Source organism: Pseudomonas sp. SbOxS1, assembly GCF_013416725.1.
GTDB lineage: Bacteria > Pseudomonadota > Gammaproteobacteria > Pseudomonadales > Pseudomonadaceae > Aquipseudomonas.
Genome location: NZ_JAAVXC010000004.1, coordinates 593,787 through 611,626 on the forward strand (window position 1 = coordinate 593,787; position 17,840 = coordinate 611,626).

The window sequence follows — 17,840 nt, forward strand, 5'->3', positions numbered from 1 at the left end:
CAGGTGGGTGATCAGTTCAACTGCAAGGTCGAGTTGAACTGGCTGATCGCGTCTACCACGTGTCGCGATCCCTGCTGGATCTCCAGGATCACCTCCCCCGCCTCGTTGGCCAGTTCCACGCCCAGCCCGGTTCGACTCAGGCTCGACTGCATGCTCGACACCGCACTCAATGACAGGTCGTGGTTCTTGCGCACCACATCGACAATTTCCAGGGTGGCCTGGCTGGTGCGTGCGGCAAGGCTGCGCACCTCATCGGCCACCACGGCAAACCCTCGCCCATGTTCGCCGGCGCGGGCCGCTTCGATGGCGGCGTTGAGCGCCAGCAAGTTGGTCTGATCGGCAATCCCACGGATGGTCTGGACGATGGTGCCGATAATGTCGGACTGTTTGCTCACCGCATCGATGCTCAGCGCTGCCTGGTTCAAGTCCCTGGAGATGTCCTGGATGATCTGCACCGTCTGCTGCACCACCTCGGAACCCTTGCGCGCGCAGGCGTCGTTTTGCACCGAGGTGCTGTGGGCCGAATCCGCCGCGGTTTGCAGGGTGGTCATCTGGTGGGTGATGTCGCTGGCGAACTTGACCACTTTGTACAGGCGGCCCTTGGCATCGAAGAGCGGGTTGTAGGAGGCTTCCAGGAAGATCGTCTGCCCCTGCTTGTTCTTGCGCTCGAAGCGATGGGAGTGATACTCGCCGCGGTTCAGCGAGGCCCAGAAGTTCCTGTAGCCCTGGGACTCCGCTTCGGCGCGATGACAGAACATGCTGTGATGCTGACCGACGATTTCATGGAGCGAGTACTGCGTGGTTTTCAGGAAGTTTTCGTTGGCCGTGATCACCCGGCCTTCGGGGGTGAACTCGATCACGGCCATGGAGCGGCCAAGGGCGGCGAGCCTGCTTTGGTTTTCGTGTTCCTGGTGAACCCGGGCGGAAATGTCGGTGGCCACCTTGATCACGCTGCGCACCTGCCGGTCCGGACCGAACACCGGCATGTAGCTGGCCTCGAGCCAGATCTCCTTGCCGCTCTTGTTCAGGCGCAGAAAGGTACCGCTGATCGGCTCGCCCCGGGCCAGATCACGCCACAACTTGGCGTACTCCTCACTGCGGTAAAACGCCTCTTCACAGAATATCCGGTGGTGTTTGCCGCGCACTTCGTCGGCGCTGTAACCCATGGCGTTGCAAAAGTTCTCGTTGGCCTCGAGGACGATGCCATCGGGGGTGAATTCAATCATCGCCATGGACCGGCTGACAGCAGCCAGCTTGGCATTGGCTTCAGTCAGCGCGCAGCTGAAACGTTCGATTTCCAGCAGGTCAGCCTTGTGATGCAGGTTAAACATGGTCGTACCACCTATGCGCGTTTATGAAAGTTGCTGATCTTTCAAATCCACCACTACGTTCAACAGAACAGGCACACGCGTTCCTCCAAGGAGGAGGAACCAATCAGGTGATAGGTGATGTTCGATCGGAGGGGGTCCTTATCGCGACACTCTCATCAAGACATCCTTCTCTTGATAGCCCGGGGTCGGGCCAGCCCTAACGTGCTCATAAGCGAACTCCATTTCCGGACAACTTCCTGTGCAAGTGTGTCGGTGCCTTGGGTTGCGCACTCTGGCAGCTTGGCTCGATGATCCACGGCCGACGATAACGGTCGGCATGGTTAGTTAGACGTCAGCATAGCCACCGGCCTCCGCCTTGCAAGGCCACTAGTCGGCCAGTATTGAGGACAAAATCGATTCAGCGGGACCGGGCGCCAGCCTGCGCTGTTACTGGGCAAACAACATGAACATGGGCGCAAACGCGATGCTCACGATCCGAACGTTGTTCCCGGTCAGTCGGCTCTGGGAGTTGATCTCCGTCCAGGTGTCGATGACGCGGGCATCCTCGGGAATACTGAACGGACAACAACCCTTGCCCAAGATCACCTCCCTGATATTGCTCATCACCATGTTGCCCCTGGCGCCAGGCCCATCCACACCGAAGATCTTTACCGAGCCGGCCTTGTTGTTGTGCTGCCAGGAGGAGACCTCGGCGCTCATACCGTAGTCGGACAGATCGACGGGCCGGCTTTTCGCGGTACTGAGCAACGACAGTTTCCTGCCTGCAAAATCCGCGGCGCTCCAGAGGCAGACATAGCCATAGTCACAGGTGCGGTCTGAAGGGCCTGCGTCGCCGGGTACCGGGAAGGCGAGTACGACCGCACCCTCATCGTAAGTCACTTGAGTAGCACTGACTTGTTGCCCACCGGATTTGCGAATGAGTTGTCGGTCGATTTGCTGTTGTACCTCGGCTTTTTGCTCAACCGTCATGGGTGGCTCAAACAAGGCATAGGGGCTGCGCTTGAGCGTCGCCTGTTTTGCCGAAAAGAACAGTGCGCCTATGCCAAGGCAGAGTGTCACAAAACAAACCAGCCATTTGCTGTTCATGCACAAGCTCCGTTCGCCAGGAACGCTGAACACATCCAGCGTGAGCGGAAAACAAGCGTCTCTTCAGCACAATGGATTGTCTACTGTCACAAATAACAGGCTCGACCGATGGCGCCATCAGGCCGATTGTTGAAATAACCCCGCGTCCCGCTTGCGTGGTCCCCTCCTGCTCACTAACGTAGCGCCTTTATCGCGCGCCGCCGCCTTTACCCCGCAGGAGCTTTGCCATGGCCTCGCCAGCCCTTTCACATTTTCTACCCCGGTTCGGCGTTGCCGCAGCAGTGGCGGGTGCCTTGAGCCTGACCGGTTGTCAGAGCTTCAATACCCAGGACACCCTCCCGCCCACCTCCGGTGTGCAGCCGCTCAAAGGCCTGGCGCAGAACGTTTCGGTGCGACGCAATGCCATGGGCATGCCGTTGATCGAAAGCAGCACCTTCCACGACGCACTGTTCGCCCTCGGCTATGTGCACGCCAGTGACCGCATCACGCAGATGGTCACCCTGCGATTGCTCGCCCAGGGTCGATTGGCCGAGATGCAGGGGGCGGACCTGTTGGACGCTGACCGCTATATGCGCGCGGTCAACCTGAAGAAAAGCGCCGGCGAGTTGTACAAAGCCTCTTCACCGCGGCTCAAGCGCTTCTTCGAAGTCTATGCCCGCGGGGTCAACGCCTATCTGTTCCGTTACCGCGACAAGCTGCCTGCCGACCTCGTTGCCACCGGGTACAAGCCCGAATACTGGAAGCCGGAAGATTCGGCGCTGATTTTCTGCCTGCTCAATTTCAGCCAGTCAGCCAACCTGCCCGAGGAAATTGCCTCGCTGGTGCTGGCCCAGACCGTCACCACCGACAAGCTGCCGTGGCTGACCCCTTCCGCCCCGGATGAAAAACTGCCGCTGGGCGAAAGTGAAAAGCTGCAAGGCATCAACCTCCGCGGGCAGGTACCGGGGCTGGCTGACATCAGCAAGGCCACCGGCCAGTTGTCCGAGCTGAACCTGCTGGGCGCCACCTCATCGAACAATTGGGCCATTGCTCCGCAACGCAGCCGCAGCGGTAAAAGCCTGCTGGCCAGCGACAGCCATGGCCCGATGGGGGTACCGGCGCTGTTCAGCTACGTGCAGATCCGCGCGCCGAAGTATCAGGCTTCCGGCGTGACCATTGCCGGGTTGCCGATGATCCTGGGCGGGTTCAACGGCAAAGTGGCCTGGAGCATGACGAGCGTCTTGGGCGATAACCAGGACCTGTTCCTGGAAAAAATCAAACGCCAGGGTAATGGACTGTCTTACGAAACCGCTGGCAAGTGGCAGCCGGTGATCGTGCGCAACGAAACCTACTTCGTCAAAGGCCAGCGACCGATTCGCGAAGCCGTGTTCGAAACCCGCCACGGCCCCCTGCTCAACAGTGCCCAAAGCCTGGCCCAGGGCAGCGGTTTCGGCCTGGCTTTGCAAACACCGAGCTTTACCGACGACAAGAGCCTGGACGCCTTCTTTGATTTGTCCCGGGCGCAGAACGTCGAGAAAGCCTCGGACGCCAGCCGCGAGATTCGCGCCATTGCCCTGAACCTGGTGTTTGCAGATGCCAGCAACATTGGCTGGCAAGTCACCGGCCGTTATCCGAACCGCCGCGAAGGCGAAGGCCTGCTGCCCTCGCCTGGCTGGGAGGGACGTTACGATTGGGACGGTTACGCCGATCCGATGCTGCACCCCTACGATCAGGACCCGGCCCAAGGCTGGCTCGGCACCGCCAACCAGCGGGTCATTCCCCATGGCTATGGCATGCAGCTGTCCAACTCCTGGTCGGCACCGGAACGTGGCGAGCGCCTGGCCGAGCTGGCCGGCGTGGGCAAGCACGACACCCGTAGCCTGATCGCCATGCAGTACGACCAGACCACCACCTTCGCCGCCAAACTGAAGAAAATGTTCGAAGCCCCGGGGATGTCGAAGCCGCTCAATCAGGCTATCGAGGCCTTGCCCGGGGCCGATCGTGGCAAGGCCCGCGAGGCCCTGACCCGCTTGATGGCGTTTGACGGCAAACTCGCCCCGACCTCCGCCGACGCAGCGATTTACCAGTTGTTCCTTCAGGAAAGCACTCGGCAGATTTTCCTCGATGAATTGGGACCGCAAGGCAGCCCGGCATGGCAAGCGTTCATCGCCAATGGCGCCTTGTCTTACGCGGCGCAGGCCGATCACTTGCTGGGGCGTGAAGACAGTCCGTTCTGGGATGATGTGCACACCGCGCAGAAGGAAGACAAACCGGCGATCCTCGCCCGCAGCCTGGCCGCAGCGATCACCGCAGGCGACAGTCAGTTGGGCGGCGATCATAGAGCCTGGCAGTGGGGCAAACTTCATCGCTATGAGTGGAAGAACGCCAGTGGCCAGACCGTGCGCGGTCCGCAGCCGGCCGGCGGCGACCACACCACCCTCAACACGGCCGCGTACGCCGTGGGCCAGGACTTCAGCACCACGCGAGTGCCGGCCATGCGCCTGATCGTCGACTTCGGCCAGCCCGAACCGTTGATGGGGCAGATCGCCACCGGCCAGTCCGGCAACCCCGCCAGCCCGAACTACCTCAATGGTCTCGAGCCGTGGCTGAAGGGGCAGTACCAGAGCCTGCCGATGCAGCCGGAGAACTTTGACAGGGTGTATGGAACCAAGCGATTGACCCTGACGCCTGGAAAATAACCAGCGACACTGAACCCATGTGGGAGCGAGCCTGCTCGCGAAGAGGGCCTGTCAGTCAACATCCATGCTGACTGACACACCGCTTTCGCGAGCAGGCTCGCTCCCACAGTCGTTTCCCCATTGAACTCCGATAGAACTTCTCCCCCCGCGCCAGCCTCCTAGCTAACAAGCCCCTCCACCCGGATAACAACGTGGACCTTGTCATCGCGCGCCCCGAAGGCTTGTACTGCCCCGCCGGCGATTTCTACATTGATCCATGGCGGCCGGTCGAGCGCTCGGTCATCACCCACGCCCATGGTGACCACGCCCGTACCGGCAACCAGCATTACCTGGCGGCGGCACCCGGAGAAGGGATTTTGCGTGCGCGACTGGGCCAGGACATCAACCTGCAAACCCTGGCGTATGGCGAACGGCTGCTGCATCACGGCGTCACCCTGAGCTTCCACCCCGCCGGCCACGTCCTCGGCTCGGCCCAGGTGCGGCTGGAATATGGTGGGGAGGTCTGGGTGGCATCAGGGGACTACAAGATCGAACCCGATGGCACCTGCGCTGCTTTCGAGCCCGTGCGCTGCCACACCTTCATCACCGAATCGACATTCGGCCTGCCGATCTATCGCTGGCAGCCGCAGGCGGAGGTCTTTGCCGAGATCAACCAGTGGTGGCAGGCCAATGCCGAGCAAGAGAAAGCCAGCGTGCTGTTCTGCTATTCCTTCGGCAAGGCCCAGCGCATTCTCCACGGCATCGATGCCAGCCTCGGGCCGATCCTGGCGCATGGCGCGGTCGAACCGCTGAACTGTGTCTATCGTGAGGCCGGGATAGAGCTGCCACCGACGCTCTACGCCGGTGATTTCAAGAAAAGCGATCCGCTCCTGCGCAAGGCGCTGGTGATCGCGCCACCTTCGGCCGGTGGCAGCACCTGGATGCGCCGCTTCGGTGACTACAGCGACGGTTTCGCCAGTGGCTGGATGCGCTTACGCGGAGCCCGCCGGCGGCGCGGCGTGGATCGCGGTTTCGTGTTGTCCGATCACGCTGACTGGCCGGGTTTGCTCTGGGCCATCGAACAGACTGGCGCAGAACGGGTGATGGTCACCCACGGTTCCGTCGCGGTATTGGTGCGTCACCTGCGTGAACAAGGCCTCGATGCCCAGGGCTTTCGCACCGAATACGGTGACGATGAGGAGGCATCGACGGCCGAGGCCGAGAGCGTCGAGGCGCTGCCATGAAGGCGTTTGCCCAGTTGTACGCCGAGCTCGACGCCACCACGTCGAGCAACGCCAAGCTGGCGGCGATGCAAGATTATTTTGCCCAGGCCGCACCGGAAGATGCCGCATGGGCGGTGTACTTTCTGTCCGGAGGACGCCCCAGGCAATTGGTGCCGGTGCGCGTCCTGCGTGAGTTGGCAGTCGCCTATTCCGGACTTTCAGCGTGGCTGTTCGAAGAAAGCTACCAGGCGGTGGGCGATCTGGCGGAAACCATTTCCCTGGTGCTGCCCGAGATGCCCTACCGCTCCAGCGACGGCCTGGCGGTGTGGATCGAAGACAAACTGCTGCCATTGCGCGGCGAAACCCCGCAGGTGCTCGCCGAACGCCTGCCCGCTCTCTGGTCGCAACTGGACCGCCCGAGCTTGATGCTGTGCATCAAATTAATCACCGGCAGCTTTCGCGTCGGTGTCTCCAAGTTGCTGGTGACCCGGGCCCTGGCCTCCATGGCTGGCCTGGACAGCAAGCGCGTGGCCCAGCGAATGGTCGGCTACACCGACCTGTCCCACCGGCCGAGTGCCGCCAGCTACTTGAAGTTGATCGCCGCGCAATCCCCCGACGAGCATGCGCAACGCGGTGGCCAGCCGTATCCGTTTTTCCTCGCCCATGCCCTGGCACAATCGGTCGAACAATTCGAAGCGCTACTCGGCGCCCCCAGCCAATGGCAGGTCGAGTGGAAGTGGGACGGCATCCGCGCCCAGATCGTCAAGCGCGAGGGGCGCCTGTGGATCTGGTCCCGAGGGGAAGAGCTGGTCACCGATCGCTTTCCTGAATTTGACAGCCTGATCCACTGCCTGCCCGACGGCACCGTGATCGACGGCGAGATCGTCGCCTGGAAAGCCCCGCAATCAGGCACCGAAGATGCCTTCGATCCGCCTGAGGCAAGCCCCTCCGTGCAGCCTTTCGCCCTGTTGCAGCAGCGCATCGGCCGTAAAAACCTCACCCGCAAGATTCTCAATGACGTGCCGGTGGTCCTTCTCGCTTACGATTTGCTGGAATGGCAAGGTGCGGACTGGCGCGACCGGCCGCAAAGTCGGCGACGCAGTCAACTGGAGCAGGTGATCGCCCAGGGCAACAATCCACTGCTGCTCGCCTCGCCCTTGTTGACCGGCGAAGACTGGTTCGACCTCGCGCGCCAGCGGGAAGCATCGCGCAGGCTCGGTGTCGAAGGCATGATGCTCAAGGCCCGGGACGCGCTCTACGGCGTAGGTCGCACCAAGGACATGGGGGTCTGGTGGAAATGGAAAGTCGACCCGTTCAGTGTCGACGCGGTGCTGATCTACGCACAACGCGGCCATGGCCGTCGGGCCAGTCTCTACAGCGATTACACCTTCGCCGTCTGGGACGCGCCACCCGACGCCAGCGAACGCGCGCTGGTGCCGTTTGCCAAGGCCTATTCGGGGTTGACCGATGAGCAAATGCGCCAGGTCGACAACATCGTGCGCAGGACCACGGTGGAAAAATTCGGCCCGGTGATCAGCGTCAGGCCGAGCCTGGTGTTTGAACTGGGTTTCGAGGGCATTGCCTTGTCCAAGCGCCACAAAAGCGGGATTGCGGTGCGGTTTCCGCGGATGCTGCGCTGGCGCCAGGACAAATCGGTCGAAGAGGCGGATCACCTGGGTACATTGCAGGATTTGCTCGGTTAACCCAAGTTTTGAGGCATTGAAGGAGGTCCTGTGGTGAGGGGATTTATCCCCGTTGGGTTGCGCAGCAACCCCTGATATGGGCCTGCTGCGCAGTCCAACGGGGATAAATCCCCTCGCCACTTTGATCCAAAAAAGTGCGGGCTTTTCATGACGCCCATTTTCGTGCACTAATCCCCTCCTGCAATTTTCCGAAATACCTTTTAAACGCTTGTTCGGCACTATGGTTCGGAAATTGCTACTTTCTTTAGGGCTTACGCTTACCAGTAACAATAATTCTGCGCCACAAGCGCTCATATTGGTTCTTAGGGATTGAATAATGAAAAAAGCATTGCTGACCCTTTCTGCACTGGCGTTGTGCGTGGCAGCCGGTTCCGCGCTGGCAAAGGAATACAAGGAATTGCGTTTTGGTGTTGACCCTTCCTACGCGCCGTTCGAGTCGAAAGCGGCCGACGGCAACCTGGTAGGCTTCGACATCGACCTGGGGAACGCGATCTGCGCCGAGCTGAAGGTCAAGTGCAAATGGGTCGAAAGCGACTTCGACGGCATGATTCCTGGCCTCAAGGCCAATAAATTCGACGGCGTGATCTCGTCGATGACCGTCACCCCGGCCCGCGAAAAAGTCATCGACTTCTCCAGCGAGCTGTTCTCCGGCCCAACCGCCTACGTGTCCAAGAAAGGTTCTGGCGTGACCGCAGACGTCGCGTCGCTGAAGGGCAAGACTGTCGGCTACGAACAAGGCACCATCCAGGAAGCCTATGCCAAGGCCGTCCTGGACAAGGCTGGGGTGAAAACCCAGGCCTATCAGAACCAGGACCAGGTGTATTCCGACCTGACTTCCGGTCGTCTCGACGCCGGGATCCAGGACATGCTGCAAGCCGAGCTGGGCTTCCTGAAGTCGCCAAATGGCGCCGATTACGAAATTAGCAAGCCGGTCGACAGCGAACTGCTGCCTGCCAAGACGGCGATCGGTATTAAGAAAGGTAACACCGAGCTGAAAGCGCTTTTGGATAAAGGTATCAAAGCGTTACACGATGATGGCACCTACGCCACTATTCAAAAGAAACACTTTGGCGATCTGAACCTGTACAGCGGCAAGTAATGCCCGGCGCCCATCTCGCGATGGGCGCTTTTTTCATCCGATCAGGTTGCTGATTTATGTTCGAAAACCTCCTGCAAAATCTGGGGCTCTCCGCCTTCAGCCTCAAGGGCTTTGGCCCGCTGCTGATGGAAGGCACCTGGATGACCATCAAGTTATCGGCGATGTCGCTGCTGGTGGCCGTATTGCTCGGCCTGCTCGGCGCCAGTGCCAAACTGTCCAAAGTCAAACTGCTGCGCCTGCTCGCCCAGTGCTACACCACGCTGATTCGCGGGGTACCGGACCTGGTGCTGATGCTGCTGATCTTCTACAGCCTGCAAACCTGGCTGACGTCGCTCACCGATTACATGGAATGGGAATACATCGAGATCAACCCGTTCAGCGCCGGGGTGCTGACCCTGGGCTTCATTTACGGTGCGTACTTCACCGAAACCTTCCGCGGCGCGATCCTCGCCGTGCCTCGCGGCCAGGTCGAAGCGGCCACCGCCTACGGGCTCAAGCGCGGCCAGCGGTTCCGCATCGTGGTGTTCCCGCAAATGATGCGTTATGCCCTGCCGGGTATCGGCAACAACTGGATGGTCATGCTCAAGGCCACTGCGCTGGTGTCGATCATCGGCCTCGCCGACCTGGTCAAGGCAGCCCAGGATGCGGGTAAAAGCAGCTACCAACTGTTCTACTTCCTGGTGCTCGCCGCCCTGATCTACCTGGTGATCACCAGTGTTTCCAACTTCATACTGCGCTGGCTCGAACGCCGCTACGCCGCGGGTACCCGGGAGGCCGTGCGATGATCGAACTCCTGCAGGAATACTGGAAACCCTTCCTCTACAGCGATGGCAACAACATCACTGGCCTGGCCATGACCCTGTGGTTGCTCAGTGCGTCGATTTTCATCGGTTTCATCGTCTCGATTCCGCTGTCGATCGCCCGGGTTTCACCGCACTTCTACATTCGCTGGCCGGTGCAGTTCTACACCTACCTGTTCCGCGGCACGCCTTTGTATATCCAGCTGCTGATCTGCTACACCGGGATCTACAGCCTGGCTGCCGTGCGCGCGCAACCGTTACTCGACAGTTTCTTTCGCGATGCGATGAACTGCACCATCCTGGCGTTCGCCCTGAACACCTGCGCCTACACCACGGAGATTTTCGCCGGGGCGATCCGCAGCATGGCCCACGGTGAAGTCGAAGCGGCCAAGGCCTACGGCCTGACAGGCTGGAAGCTGTATGCCTACGTGATCATGCCTTCGGCCCTGCGTCGCTCGTTGCCTTACTACAGCAACGAAGTGATCCTGATGCTGCACTCGACCACCGTGGCATTCACCGCGACCATCCCGGACATCCTGAAAGTCGCTCGGGACGCCAACTCGGCGACCTTCCTGACCTTCCAGTCGTTTGGCATCGCCGCCCTGATCTACCTGACCGTCACCTTTGCGCTGGTCGGCCTGTTCCGCCTCGCCGAACGCCGATGGCTGGCCTTCCTCGGGCCAACTCACTAGGACCCGCTTCGGGAAACAAGACAAATGCGCCACCAGATACATGACCTGCTGGCCCCACTGCCGGGGACCACACGACAGATCCACAGTTTTCACTTCGGGCCGCAACCGGCCAACGGCAAGATCTACATCCAGTCGTCCCTACACGCCGATGAAATGCCCGGCATGCTGGTGGCGTGGCACCTCAAGCAACGCCTGGCGGAGCTGGAAGCCGCAGGGCGCCTGCGCAGCGAAATCGTCCTGGTGCCCGTGGCCAACCCGGCGGGCCTGGAACAGGTGCTGATGGATGTACCGCTGGGCCGCTATGAGCTCGAAAGCGGGCAGAACTTCAACCGCTGGTTCGTCGATTTGAGCGAAGAAGTCGGCAACGGGATCGAAGGCCAGCTCGGCGACGACCCGCAGCGCAACCTCGAACTGATCCGCGACAGCCTGCGCCACGCATTGACGCGGCAGACCGCCAGCACCCAGTTGCAATCCCAGCGCCTGACCCTGCAACGGCTGGCCTGCGATGCCGACATGGTGCTGGACCTGCATTGCGATTTCGAGGCTGTCGCCCACCTGTACACCACACCTGAAGCCTGGCCGCAGGTCGAGCCGCTGGCCCGCTACATCGGCTCCCAAGCCAGCCTGCTGGCTACCGACTCCGGCGGTCAATCGTTCGATGAGTGCTTCACCCTGCTCTGGTGGCAGTTGAAAGAGCGCTTCGGCGAGCAGTTCGACATTCCCTTGGGCAGTTTCTCGGTCACCGTCGAACTGCGCGGCCAGGGCGACGTCAACCACCCACTGGCCAGCCTCGACAGTCAGGCGCTGATTGACTACCTGATTGATTTCGGCGCGATTGCCGGTGAGTCGGCGCCATTGCCCGACCTGCCCTACCCGGCCACCCCCCTGGCCGGGGTGGAACCTGTGGCGACGCCGGTCGGCGGCTTGCTGGTGTTCAGTGCGCTGCCGGGGCAATACCTGGAAGCCGGGCAACTGATCGCCGAAATCATCGACCCGATCAGCGACCATGTCACGCCTGTCCATTGCACGGTCGCCGGCCTGATGTACGCCCGCTCGCTGCGCCGCATGGCCACGGCTGGCATGGTGATCGCCCACGTCGCGGGCGCCGAGGCCTACCGCAGCGGCTACCTACTTTCGCCTTGAGGATGCATGCTCCATGTACAAACTGACCATTGAAGGCCTGCATAAAAGTTATGGCGATCATGAGGTGCTCAAGGGCGTTTCGCTCAAGGCCAACACGGGCGATGTCATCAGCCTGATCGGTGCCAGCGGCTCCGGAAAAAGTACGTTCCTGCGCTGCATCAACTTCCTCGAACAGCCCAACGACGGTGCCATGAGCCTCGACGGCCAGGCCATCCGCATGATCAAGGATCGTCACGGCATGCACGTGGCCGATGCCGATGAACTGCAACGCATCCGCACCCGGCTGGCCATGGTGTTCCAGCACTTCAACCTGTGGAGCCACATGACGGTGCTGGAAAACATCACCATGGCCCCGCGCCGGGTGCTGGGCTGCAGCAAGCAGGAAGCCGAAGACCGTGCCCGACGTTACCTCGACAAGGTCGGGCTCGCGGCGCGCGTCGCGGATCAGTACCCGGCGTTCCTGTCCGGTGGCCAGCAGCAACGGGTGGCAATTGCCCGCGCGTTGGCCATGGAGCCGGAAGTGATGCTGTTCGACGAACCGACCTCGGCGCTGGACCCGGAACTGGTGGGTGAAGTGCTCAAGGTGATCCAGGGCCTGGCCGAAGAAGGCCGGACCATGATCATGGTCACCCATGAAATGAGCTTCGCGCGCAAAGTGTCGAGCCAGGTGTTGTTCCTGCACCAGGGGCTGGTGGAGGAAGAAGGTGCGCCGGAGGATGTGCTGGGCAACCCGAAAAGCGAGCGATTGAAACAGTTCCTCAGCGGCAACCTGAAGTAACTGCTCCGCCCTTGAAACGGGGGCCAGGCTGACTGGCTTCCGTCACTCAAGGTGTTGCGAATTCCAGCCTGAAGCTGCCGTTTTCCACCTCGACACCTTCGGCATCCAGGCCTCGGAAACTTCCGGCAAACTGTGCGTCGCCTCCTACCGCCAATTCAAGCGATCCTCGATAAAGCTCCGCCTCCGAGCCGCCCGTCACATGAACGATCATGGGGGACCGCTCACACAGCCCCAGGGCAAACCTGCCACTCTCGATGCCCTGTGGCAGATAGACGTAAAACGTTTTGTCCTGGCCATTGCTCGCGCCAAGGCAATGCAGGCCTGGCAGCTCGAAAAAGTCCAGCGTTGGCGCTGCCCGAAACGCCAGGCACTCACTCGTCGTGAGCAAATCGGCGTGCAAATGTCCTGCACGAACTGACTTCATCTGAATGCTCCTTTTCATATTCTTCGACTGGCTGTCGGCCTTTGCGAAACGCTGCCTGGCGAACAGCGCAGCGATAAAACCACGGCCTGGCGGCCCAAAGGTTTCAACGACAGACACAGTTTTTTCCGAATATGAAAAGCGCACGGCGAGAAACATGCCGGCCCATTCATTTGATTAAACCTTTGCCAGGCCGGCGTGGTCATTGAAAGAAGCCTTCCAGAGCGCACGCGGCCCGAATGGGAACCCACAACGACTTCGCCAAACGCTGGTTTACCGCTCGCGACTGGAAGCCATTCGAGTTTCAGAAACAGGTATGGGTAGCCATCAAGCGCGGGCAGTCCGGGTTGCTCCATGCCAGCACCGGTGCTGGTAAAACCTACGCGGTCTGGTTCGGCGCGCTCAATCGCTTCGCACGCTGTTCACCTGCGGTTGAAACACCACGTAAACGAAAGCCCGTGGCCGAGCCCCTGACCGTATTGTGGATAACCCCGATGCGCGCCTTGGCTGCAGACACCGCCCGCGCGCTGCAAGGGCCGCTGCTCGACCTGCAGATCCCGTGGAGCGTCGGCCTGCGCACAGGCGATACCAGCAGCAGCGAACGTGCGCGCCAGAGCCGACGCCTGCCAACCGCGCTGATTACCACCCCGGAAAGCCTGACGTTGATGCTCGCCCGGGGCGATGCACAAACAGCACTCTCGACCTTGCGCATGGTCGTGGTCGACGAATGGCACGAATTGCTCGGCAACAAGCGCGGCGTGCAACTGCAACTTGCGCTCGCCCGTCTGCGCCGCTGGAACCCGCAATTGATCGTGTGGGGCGTTTCCGCGACGCTGGGTAATCAAGACCACGCCGAGCAGGTATTGATCCCACAGGGCGGCGGCATCAGCGTTCAAGGCCGGGCCGATAAAAAACTGCAGGTCGATACGTTGTTGCCGCCCGGGATCGAACGCTTTCCATGGGCCGGACATATCGGCCTGAAAATGTTGCCGCAGGTCGCCGCGCAACTGGAGGCCAGCGCCAGCAGCCTGGTCTTCACCAATACTCGGGCGCAATCGGAAATCTGGTATCAGGCCTTGCTTGAAGCAAGGCCGGACTGGGCCGGGCTGATCGCGTTGCATCACAGTTCGTTGTCCCGTGAAACCCGAGACTGGGTGGAGCGCGCGCTCAAGGAAGGCCAACTCAAGGCGGTGGTCTGCACCTCCAGCCTGGATCTGGGTGTGGATTTCCTGCCGGTGGAACGGGTGCTGCAAATTGGCTCAGCCAAAGGCGTGGCGCGGCTGATGCAGCGTGCGGGTCGTTCGGGGCATGCGCCGGGGCGAATGTCTCGGGTAACACTGGTGCCGACCCACAGCCTGGAACTGATCGAAGCCGCTGCGGCACAGGACGCGGTGGCGCAGCGACGGATCGAACCTCGAACCTCACCCCATAAACCGTTGGATGTGCTGGTCCAGCATCTGGTCAGCATGGCGCTGGGCGGAGGGTTTGTGCCCGAGCAGTTGTTTGATGAGGTCCGCGCCGCCTGGGCCTATCGTGATCTCACCGAGGCGGACTGGACCTGGGCGCTGGCTTTCGTACGCCATGGCGGGCTTTCCCTGACAGCCTATCCGGATTACCGCCGGGTCGAACCGGATGAACAGGGAATCTGGCGTGTCCCCGACGCGCGATTGGCCCGACGCCACCGCATGAGCATCGGCACGATTGTCAGCGATGCGAGCATTCAGTTGAAGTTCTGGAGCAAAGGCGGCGGTGGCAAGCAACTGGGCAGTGTTGAAGAAGGTTTCATCGCACGGCTCAAGCCGGGCGACGGTTTTCTGTTTGCCGGACGCCTGCTGGAGTTGGTGCGCGTGGAAAACATGACCGCCTACGTCAAACGCAGCACCGTGAAGAAAGCCGCAGTGCCACGCTGGAATGGCGGACGGATGCCACTCTCCAATGAGCTGGCGCAAGCGGTGGTCGCGCGTTTCAGTGCGGCGGCGCGCGGCGAGTTCAGCGGCCCGGAAATGCAGGCACTGCGCCCGCTGCTGGAGGTGCAGCAACGCTGGTCTGGCTTGCCAACGTTGCAATCGTTGCTGGCCGAGGCGTTGAAGTCCCGTGAGGGCTGGCATCTGTTCCTTTATCCCTTCGCCGGCCGTCAGGTGCATCTGGGCCTGGGCAGTTTGCTGGCGTGGCGAGTCAGCCAGCAGCAGGCCGTGACGTTTTCCATCGCGGTCAATGATTACGGGCTGGAACTGCTGAGCGCCACCCCTGTGGACTGGGCGCAAGCCTTGAATCCGGGGTTGTTGAGTCCAGAGCATTTGCTCAGGGACGTACTCGCCAGCCTGAATGCCGGAGAGCTGGCCTTGCGGCGCTTTCGGGAAATCGCCCGGGTCGCCGGGCTGGTGTTCGCCGGTTACCCCGGTGCACCGAAAAGCACGCGTCAGGTTCAAGCCTCGAGCGGATTGTTTTTCGAAGTGTTCAAACAGTACGACACGGGCAATTTGCTGTTGGCCCAGGCCGGCGAAGAAGTCCTACGGGAAGAACTGGATATTCATCGCCTGGAGCAGACGTTGGCGCACATCAGCCATCTGCATCTCGACCTGCATCACGTCAAACGCCCTACACCCCTCGGGTTTCCACTGTTGGTGGAACGTATGCGAGAGAGCATGAGTTCGGAAAAACTCGCCGACCGCATCAGGCGCATGGTCAGCGACCTCGAGAAAACCGCCACAACCGGGAAAGCCTGATGAATACGCCCTACCCCGTGCGACTGGCCGGCGAGGAACTTTGGCTGCTGCCGGAAAAAGCCCTCTACTGGCCTGCCCAGCAAGCCTTGTTGATCGCCGACGTGCATTTTGGCAAGGCCGCCGCCTACCGAAGCCTTGGCCAACCAGTCCCCCAAGGCACCACCCGCCACAACATCGCCGTGCTCGACGGACTGCTGGCCACCCTGCCCTGCCGACAGCTGATTTTCCTCGGCGACTTTCTTCACGGCCCAGGTTCCCATGCCACCGGCACGCTCAATGCCTTGGCTGACTGGCGAACACGCAATGCAGAGCTGCCCATGACACTGATTCGCGGCAACCACGACAAGCGCGCCGGGGATCCTCCGGCCTCGTTGAACATACGCGTGGTGCCGGAGCCGTTGCTGCTGGGGCCGTTCGCTTTGCAGCACGAACCGCAACCGCATCCGGATCGACATGTGCTCGCCGGTCACGTGCATCCGGTTTATCGGCTCAACGGTCGGGGTCGGCAAAGCTTGCGACTGGCCTGCTTCAGGCTTGGCGAGGAAATCAGCCTGCTACCAGCCTTCGGCGCATTTACCGGGGGCTATCCGGTAAAACGGGACGACCATTGCAGGATTTTTGTCATCGGCGACAACGAAATATGGCCCGTATAGGGCAGCCGGTCGACCGGCCACCCCAAAGGAGATCTCAGGCCACCGGCGCAGGAGGCGGCTCATCGGGCAGGGTTGGCTCACCGGGCTCGGTCGGTTGTTCGTTGGGGGTATCGGGATCAGGCTGGCCAGGGATGCCCCCTGCCATGCTGACGGGCGGGTGTGCCAACAAGGACCAGGCCAAAACGCCAACCTGATTGGGCTCAAGCCTTGCCAGTTCGGCACTTATTCTGGGATCGATCTTCATAAAGCACTCCTGGGCGATGGCCCGATCCGCCTTGCGCGAATCGGAACAGTACACTCCATAGAGTGTACGCTCGCCCAGGAATTCCCAAGGTCCGTCGGACGGCTGACTCAGGTGCGTGGCAGGGTGACGCCACGCTGGCCCTGATACTTGCCGCCACGGTCCTTGTAGGAGACTTCGCACTCTTCGTCGGATTCGAGGAACAGCATCTGCGCCACGCCTTCGTTGGCGTAGATTTTCGCCGGCAGGTTGGTGGTGTTGGAGAACTCCAGGGTCACGTGACCTTCCCACTCAGGCTCGAGCGGCGTGACGTTGACGATGATACCGCAGCGCGCGTAGGTGCTTTTGCCCAGGCAAATGGTCAATACGTTACGCGGGATGCGGAAGTATTCGACGGTGCTGGCCAGGGCGAAGGAGTTCGGCGGAATGATGCACACGTCGCTGTGGATATCGACGAAACTGCCGGCGTCGAAGTTTTTCGGGTCGACGATGGCCGAATTGATGTTGGTGAACACCTTGAAGTGATTGGTGCAACGCACATCGTAGCCGTAGCTGGACACGCCGTAGGAGATCACACGGCTGTCGTCGCTGCCGCGCATCTGGCGCTCGACGAAAGGCTCGATCATGCCGTGTTCCTGCGCCATGCGGCGAATCCACTTGTCCGATTTGATGCTCATGGCGGGTGTCCTGAATAGCGAGGTCGAAAAATTCTGTCCGGCATCTTACCGGGCGCGCCGCCGGGTTCAAAGTCCGCACTGCAATTCTCGCCGGACAGTCAGGATTTACCTGCGCTGGCGACGAAGCGTCACACCGTCGATCCTTAAAACAGAGAAACCTTCGCAAGAAGCATTGGCACGTTCCGGAAAAAGGGTTAAGGTGGCGCCACTGTGCTGCTTGTGTCACTGAGAATCTCTACACGATATGTTGAATTTCGATCCAACCATCTACAAGAATTTTTCCTGCTCTTTGCACTCAGTCTCGGCCAGGGTTCTTCCTGAGTCGCAGTTATCTTTGTTCAAGGAGTTACACCATGTCTAATCGCCAAACCGGTACCGTTAAGTGGTTCAACGATGAAAAAGGCTTCGGCTTCATCACTCCACAATCCGGTGACGACCTGTTCGTTCACTTCAAAGCTATCCAATCCGACGGCTTCAAAAGCCTGAAAGAAGGCCAACAGGTTTCTTTCATCGCTACCCGCGGTCAGAAAGGCATGCAAGCTGAAGAAGTTCAAGTTATCTAACTTGTACTTGCTTTAGTAAAAGGCCCCGCCCTCAAAAGCGGGGCTTT

The 17,840-nt window shown here is 60.7% G+C and carries 16 protein-coding genes; 11 read left to right on the forward strand and 5 right to left on the reverse strand.

Going from position 1 to position 17,840, the window contains the following annotated elements; genetic code table 11:
* Positions 1-11 precede the first annotated feature (11 nt).
* Complete coding sequence (locus tag HFK74_RS33420; RefSeq protein WP_180203209.1) at positions 12-1,331, reverse strand: PAS domain-containing methyl-accepting chemotaxis protein; 1,320 nt, start codon at positions 1,329-1,331, stop codon at positions 12-14.
* 426 nt (positions 1,332-1,757) lie between these two features.
* Complete coding sequence (locus tag HFK74_RS09070) at positions 1,758-2,417, reverse strand: peptidase inhibitor family I36 protein (RefSeq protein ID WP_180203210.1); 660 nt, start codon at positions 2,415-2,417, stop codon at positions 1,758-1,760.
* Between the two features lie 227 nt (positions 2,418-2,644).
* Between HFK74_RS09070 and HFK74_RS09075 the strand changes: the two genes are divergently transcribed.
* The 8 genes from HFK74_RS09075 to HFK74_RS09110 all read left to right on the forward strand — a co-directional run bounded on the left by HFK74_RS09075 (position 2,645) and on the right by HFK74_RS09110 (position 12,512).
* A complete protein-coding gene (locus HFK74_RS09075) occupies positions 2,645-5,095 on the forward strand; it encodes a penicillin acylase family protein (RefSeq protein WP_180203211.1) in 2,451 nt (816 codons plus the stop codon).
* A gap of 191 nt (positions 5,096-5,286) precedes the next feature.
* A complete protein-coding gene (locus HFK74_RS09080) occupies positions 5,287-6,318 on the forward strand; it encodes a ligase-associated DNA damage response exonuclease (RefSeq protein WP_180203212.1) in 1,032 nt (343 codons plus the stop codon).
* Positions 6,315-8,000 (forward strand): ATP-dependent DNA ligase, encoded by a 1,686-nt coding sequence (locus HFK74_RS09085; protein ID WP_180203213.1) that lies wholly within the window; start codon positions 6,315-6,317, stop codon positions 7,998-8,000. Before HFK74_RS09080 ends, HFK74_RS09085 begins: the two co-directional genes overlap by 4 nt.
* Before the next feature lie 316 nt (positions 8,001-8,316).
* Complete coding sequence (locus HFK74_RS09090; protein ID WP_008060714.1) at positions 8,317-9,099, forward strand: transporter substrate-binding domain-containing protein; 783 nt, start codon at positions 8,317-8,319, stop codon at positions 9,097-9,099.
* 56 nt (positions 9,100-9,155) lie between these two features.
* Positions 9,156-9,884 (forward strand): ABC transporter permease, encoded by a 729-nt coding sequence (locus HFK74_RS09095; protein WP_008060712.1) that lies wholly within the window; start codon positions 9,156-9,158, stop codon positions 9,882-9,884.
* Positions 9,881-10,591: an ABC transporter permease gene (locus HFK74_RS09100; RefSeq protein WP_180203214.1), complete on the forward strand. Its 711-nt coding sequence runs from the start codon at positions 9,881-9,883 to the stop codon at positions 10,589-10,591. The genes HFK74_RS09095 and HFK74_RS09100 overlap by 4 nt, the downstream gene beginning before the upstream one ends.
* A 24-nt stretch (positions 10,592-10,615) precedes the next feature.
* Positions 10,616-11,734: a succinylglutamate desuccinylase/aspartoacylase family protein gene (locus HFK74_RS09105; protein ID WP_180203215.1), complete on the forward strand. Its 1,119-nt coding sequence runs from the start codon at positions 10,616-10,618 to the stop codon at positions 11,732-11,734.
* Between the two features lie 13 nt (positions 11,735-11,747).
* Complete coding sequence (locus HFK74_RS09110; protein WP_020797089.1) at positions 11,748-12,512, forward strand: ABC transporter ATP-binding protein; 765 nt, start codon at positions 11,748-11,750, stop codon at positions 12,510-12,512.
* A gap of 46 nt (positions 12,513-12,558) precedes the next feature.
* On the opposite strand, the gene HFK74_RS09115 is transcribed toward HFK74_RS09110, so the two are convergent.
* Positions 12,559-13,092 carry a hypothetical protein gene (locus HFK74_RS09115; RefSeq protein WP_180203216.1) on the reverse strand — a complete coding sequence of 178 codons (534 nt, stop codon included), beginning with the start codon at positions 13,090-13,092 and terminating at the stop codon, positions 12,559-12,561.
* Between the two features lie 80 nt (positions 13,093-13,172).
* Here HFK74_RS09115 and HFK74_RS09120 point away from each other — a divergent pair, with 80 nt between their 5' ends.
* Together HFK74_RS09120 and pdeM are read left to right on the forward strand one after the other, a co-directional pair.
* Entirely contained in the window at positions 13,173-15,659 is a 2,487-nt protein-coding gene (locus HFK74_RS09120) for a ligase-associated DNA damage response DEXH box helicase (protein ID WP_180203217.1), read from the forward strand.
* Positions 15,659-16,312, forward strand: coding sequence for a ligase-associated DNA damage response endonuclease PdeM (gene pdeM, locus HFK74_RS09125; RefSeq protein ID WP_180203218.1), 654 nt, complete (start codon positions 15,659-15,661; stop codon positions 16,310-16,312). The genes HFK74_RS09120 and pdeM overlap by 1 nt, the downstream gene beginning before the upstream one ends.
* A gap of 34 nt (positions 16,313-16,346) precedes the next feature.
* On the opposite strand, the gene HFK74_RS09130 is transcribed toward pdeM, so the two are convergent.
* On the reverse strand, positions 16,347-16,556 hold the full coding sequence (locus HFK74_RS09130; RefSeq protein WP_008060697.1) for a hypothetical protein: 210 nt from the start codon (positions 16,554-16,556) through the stop codon (positions 16,347-16,349).
* Between the two features lie 107 nt (positions 16,557-16,663).
* Positions 16,664-17,230 carry a dCTP deaminase gene (dcd, locus tag HFK74_RS09135; RefSeq protein ID WP_007940589.1) on the reverse strand — a complete coding sequence of 189 codons (567 nt, stop codon included), beginning with the start codon at positions 17,228-17,230 and terminating at the stop codon, positions 16,664-16,666.
* A gap of 353 nt (positions 17,231-17,583) precedes the next feature.
* Here dcd and HFK74_RS09140 point away from each other — a divergent pair, with 353 nt between their 5' ends.
* Positions 17,584-17,793, forward strand: a complete 210-nt coding sequence (locus HFK74_RS09140) for a cold-shock protein (protein ID WP_002554837.1) — start codon at positions 17,584-17,586, stop codon at positions 17,791-17,793.
* Positions 17,794-17,840: the final 47 nt, after the last annotated feature.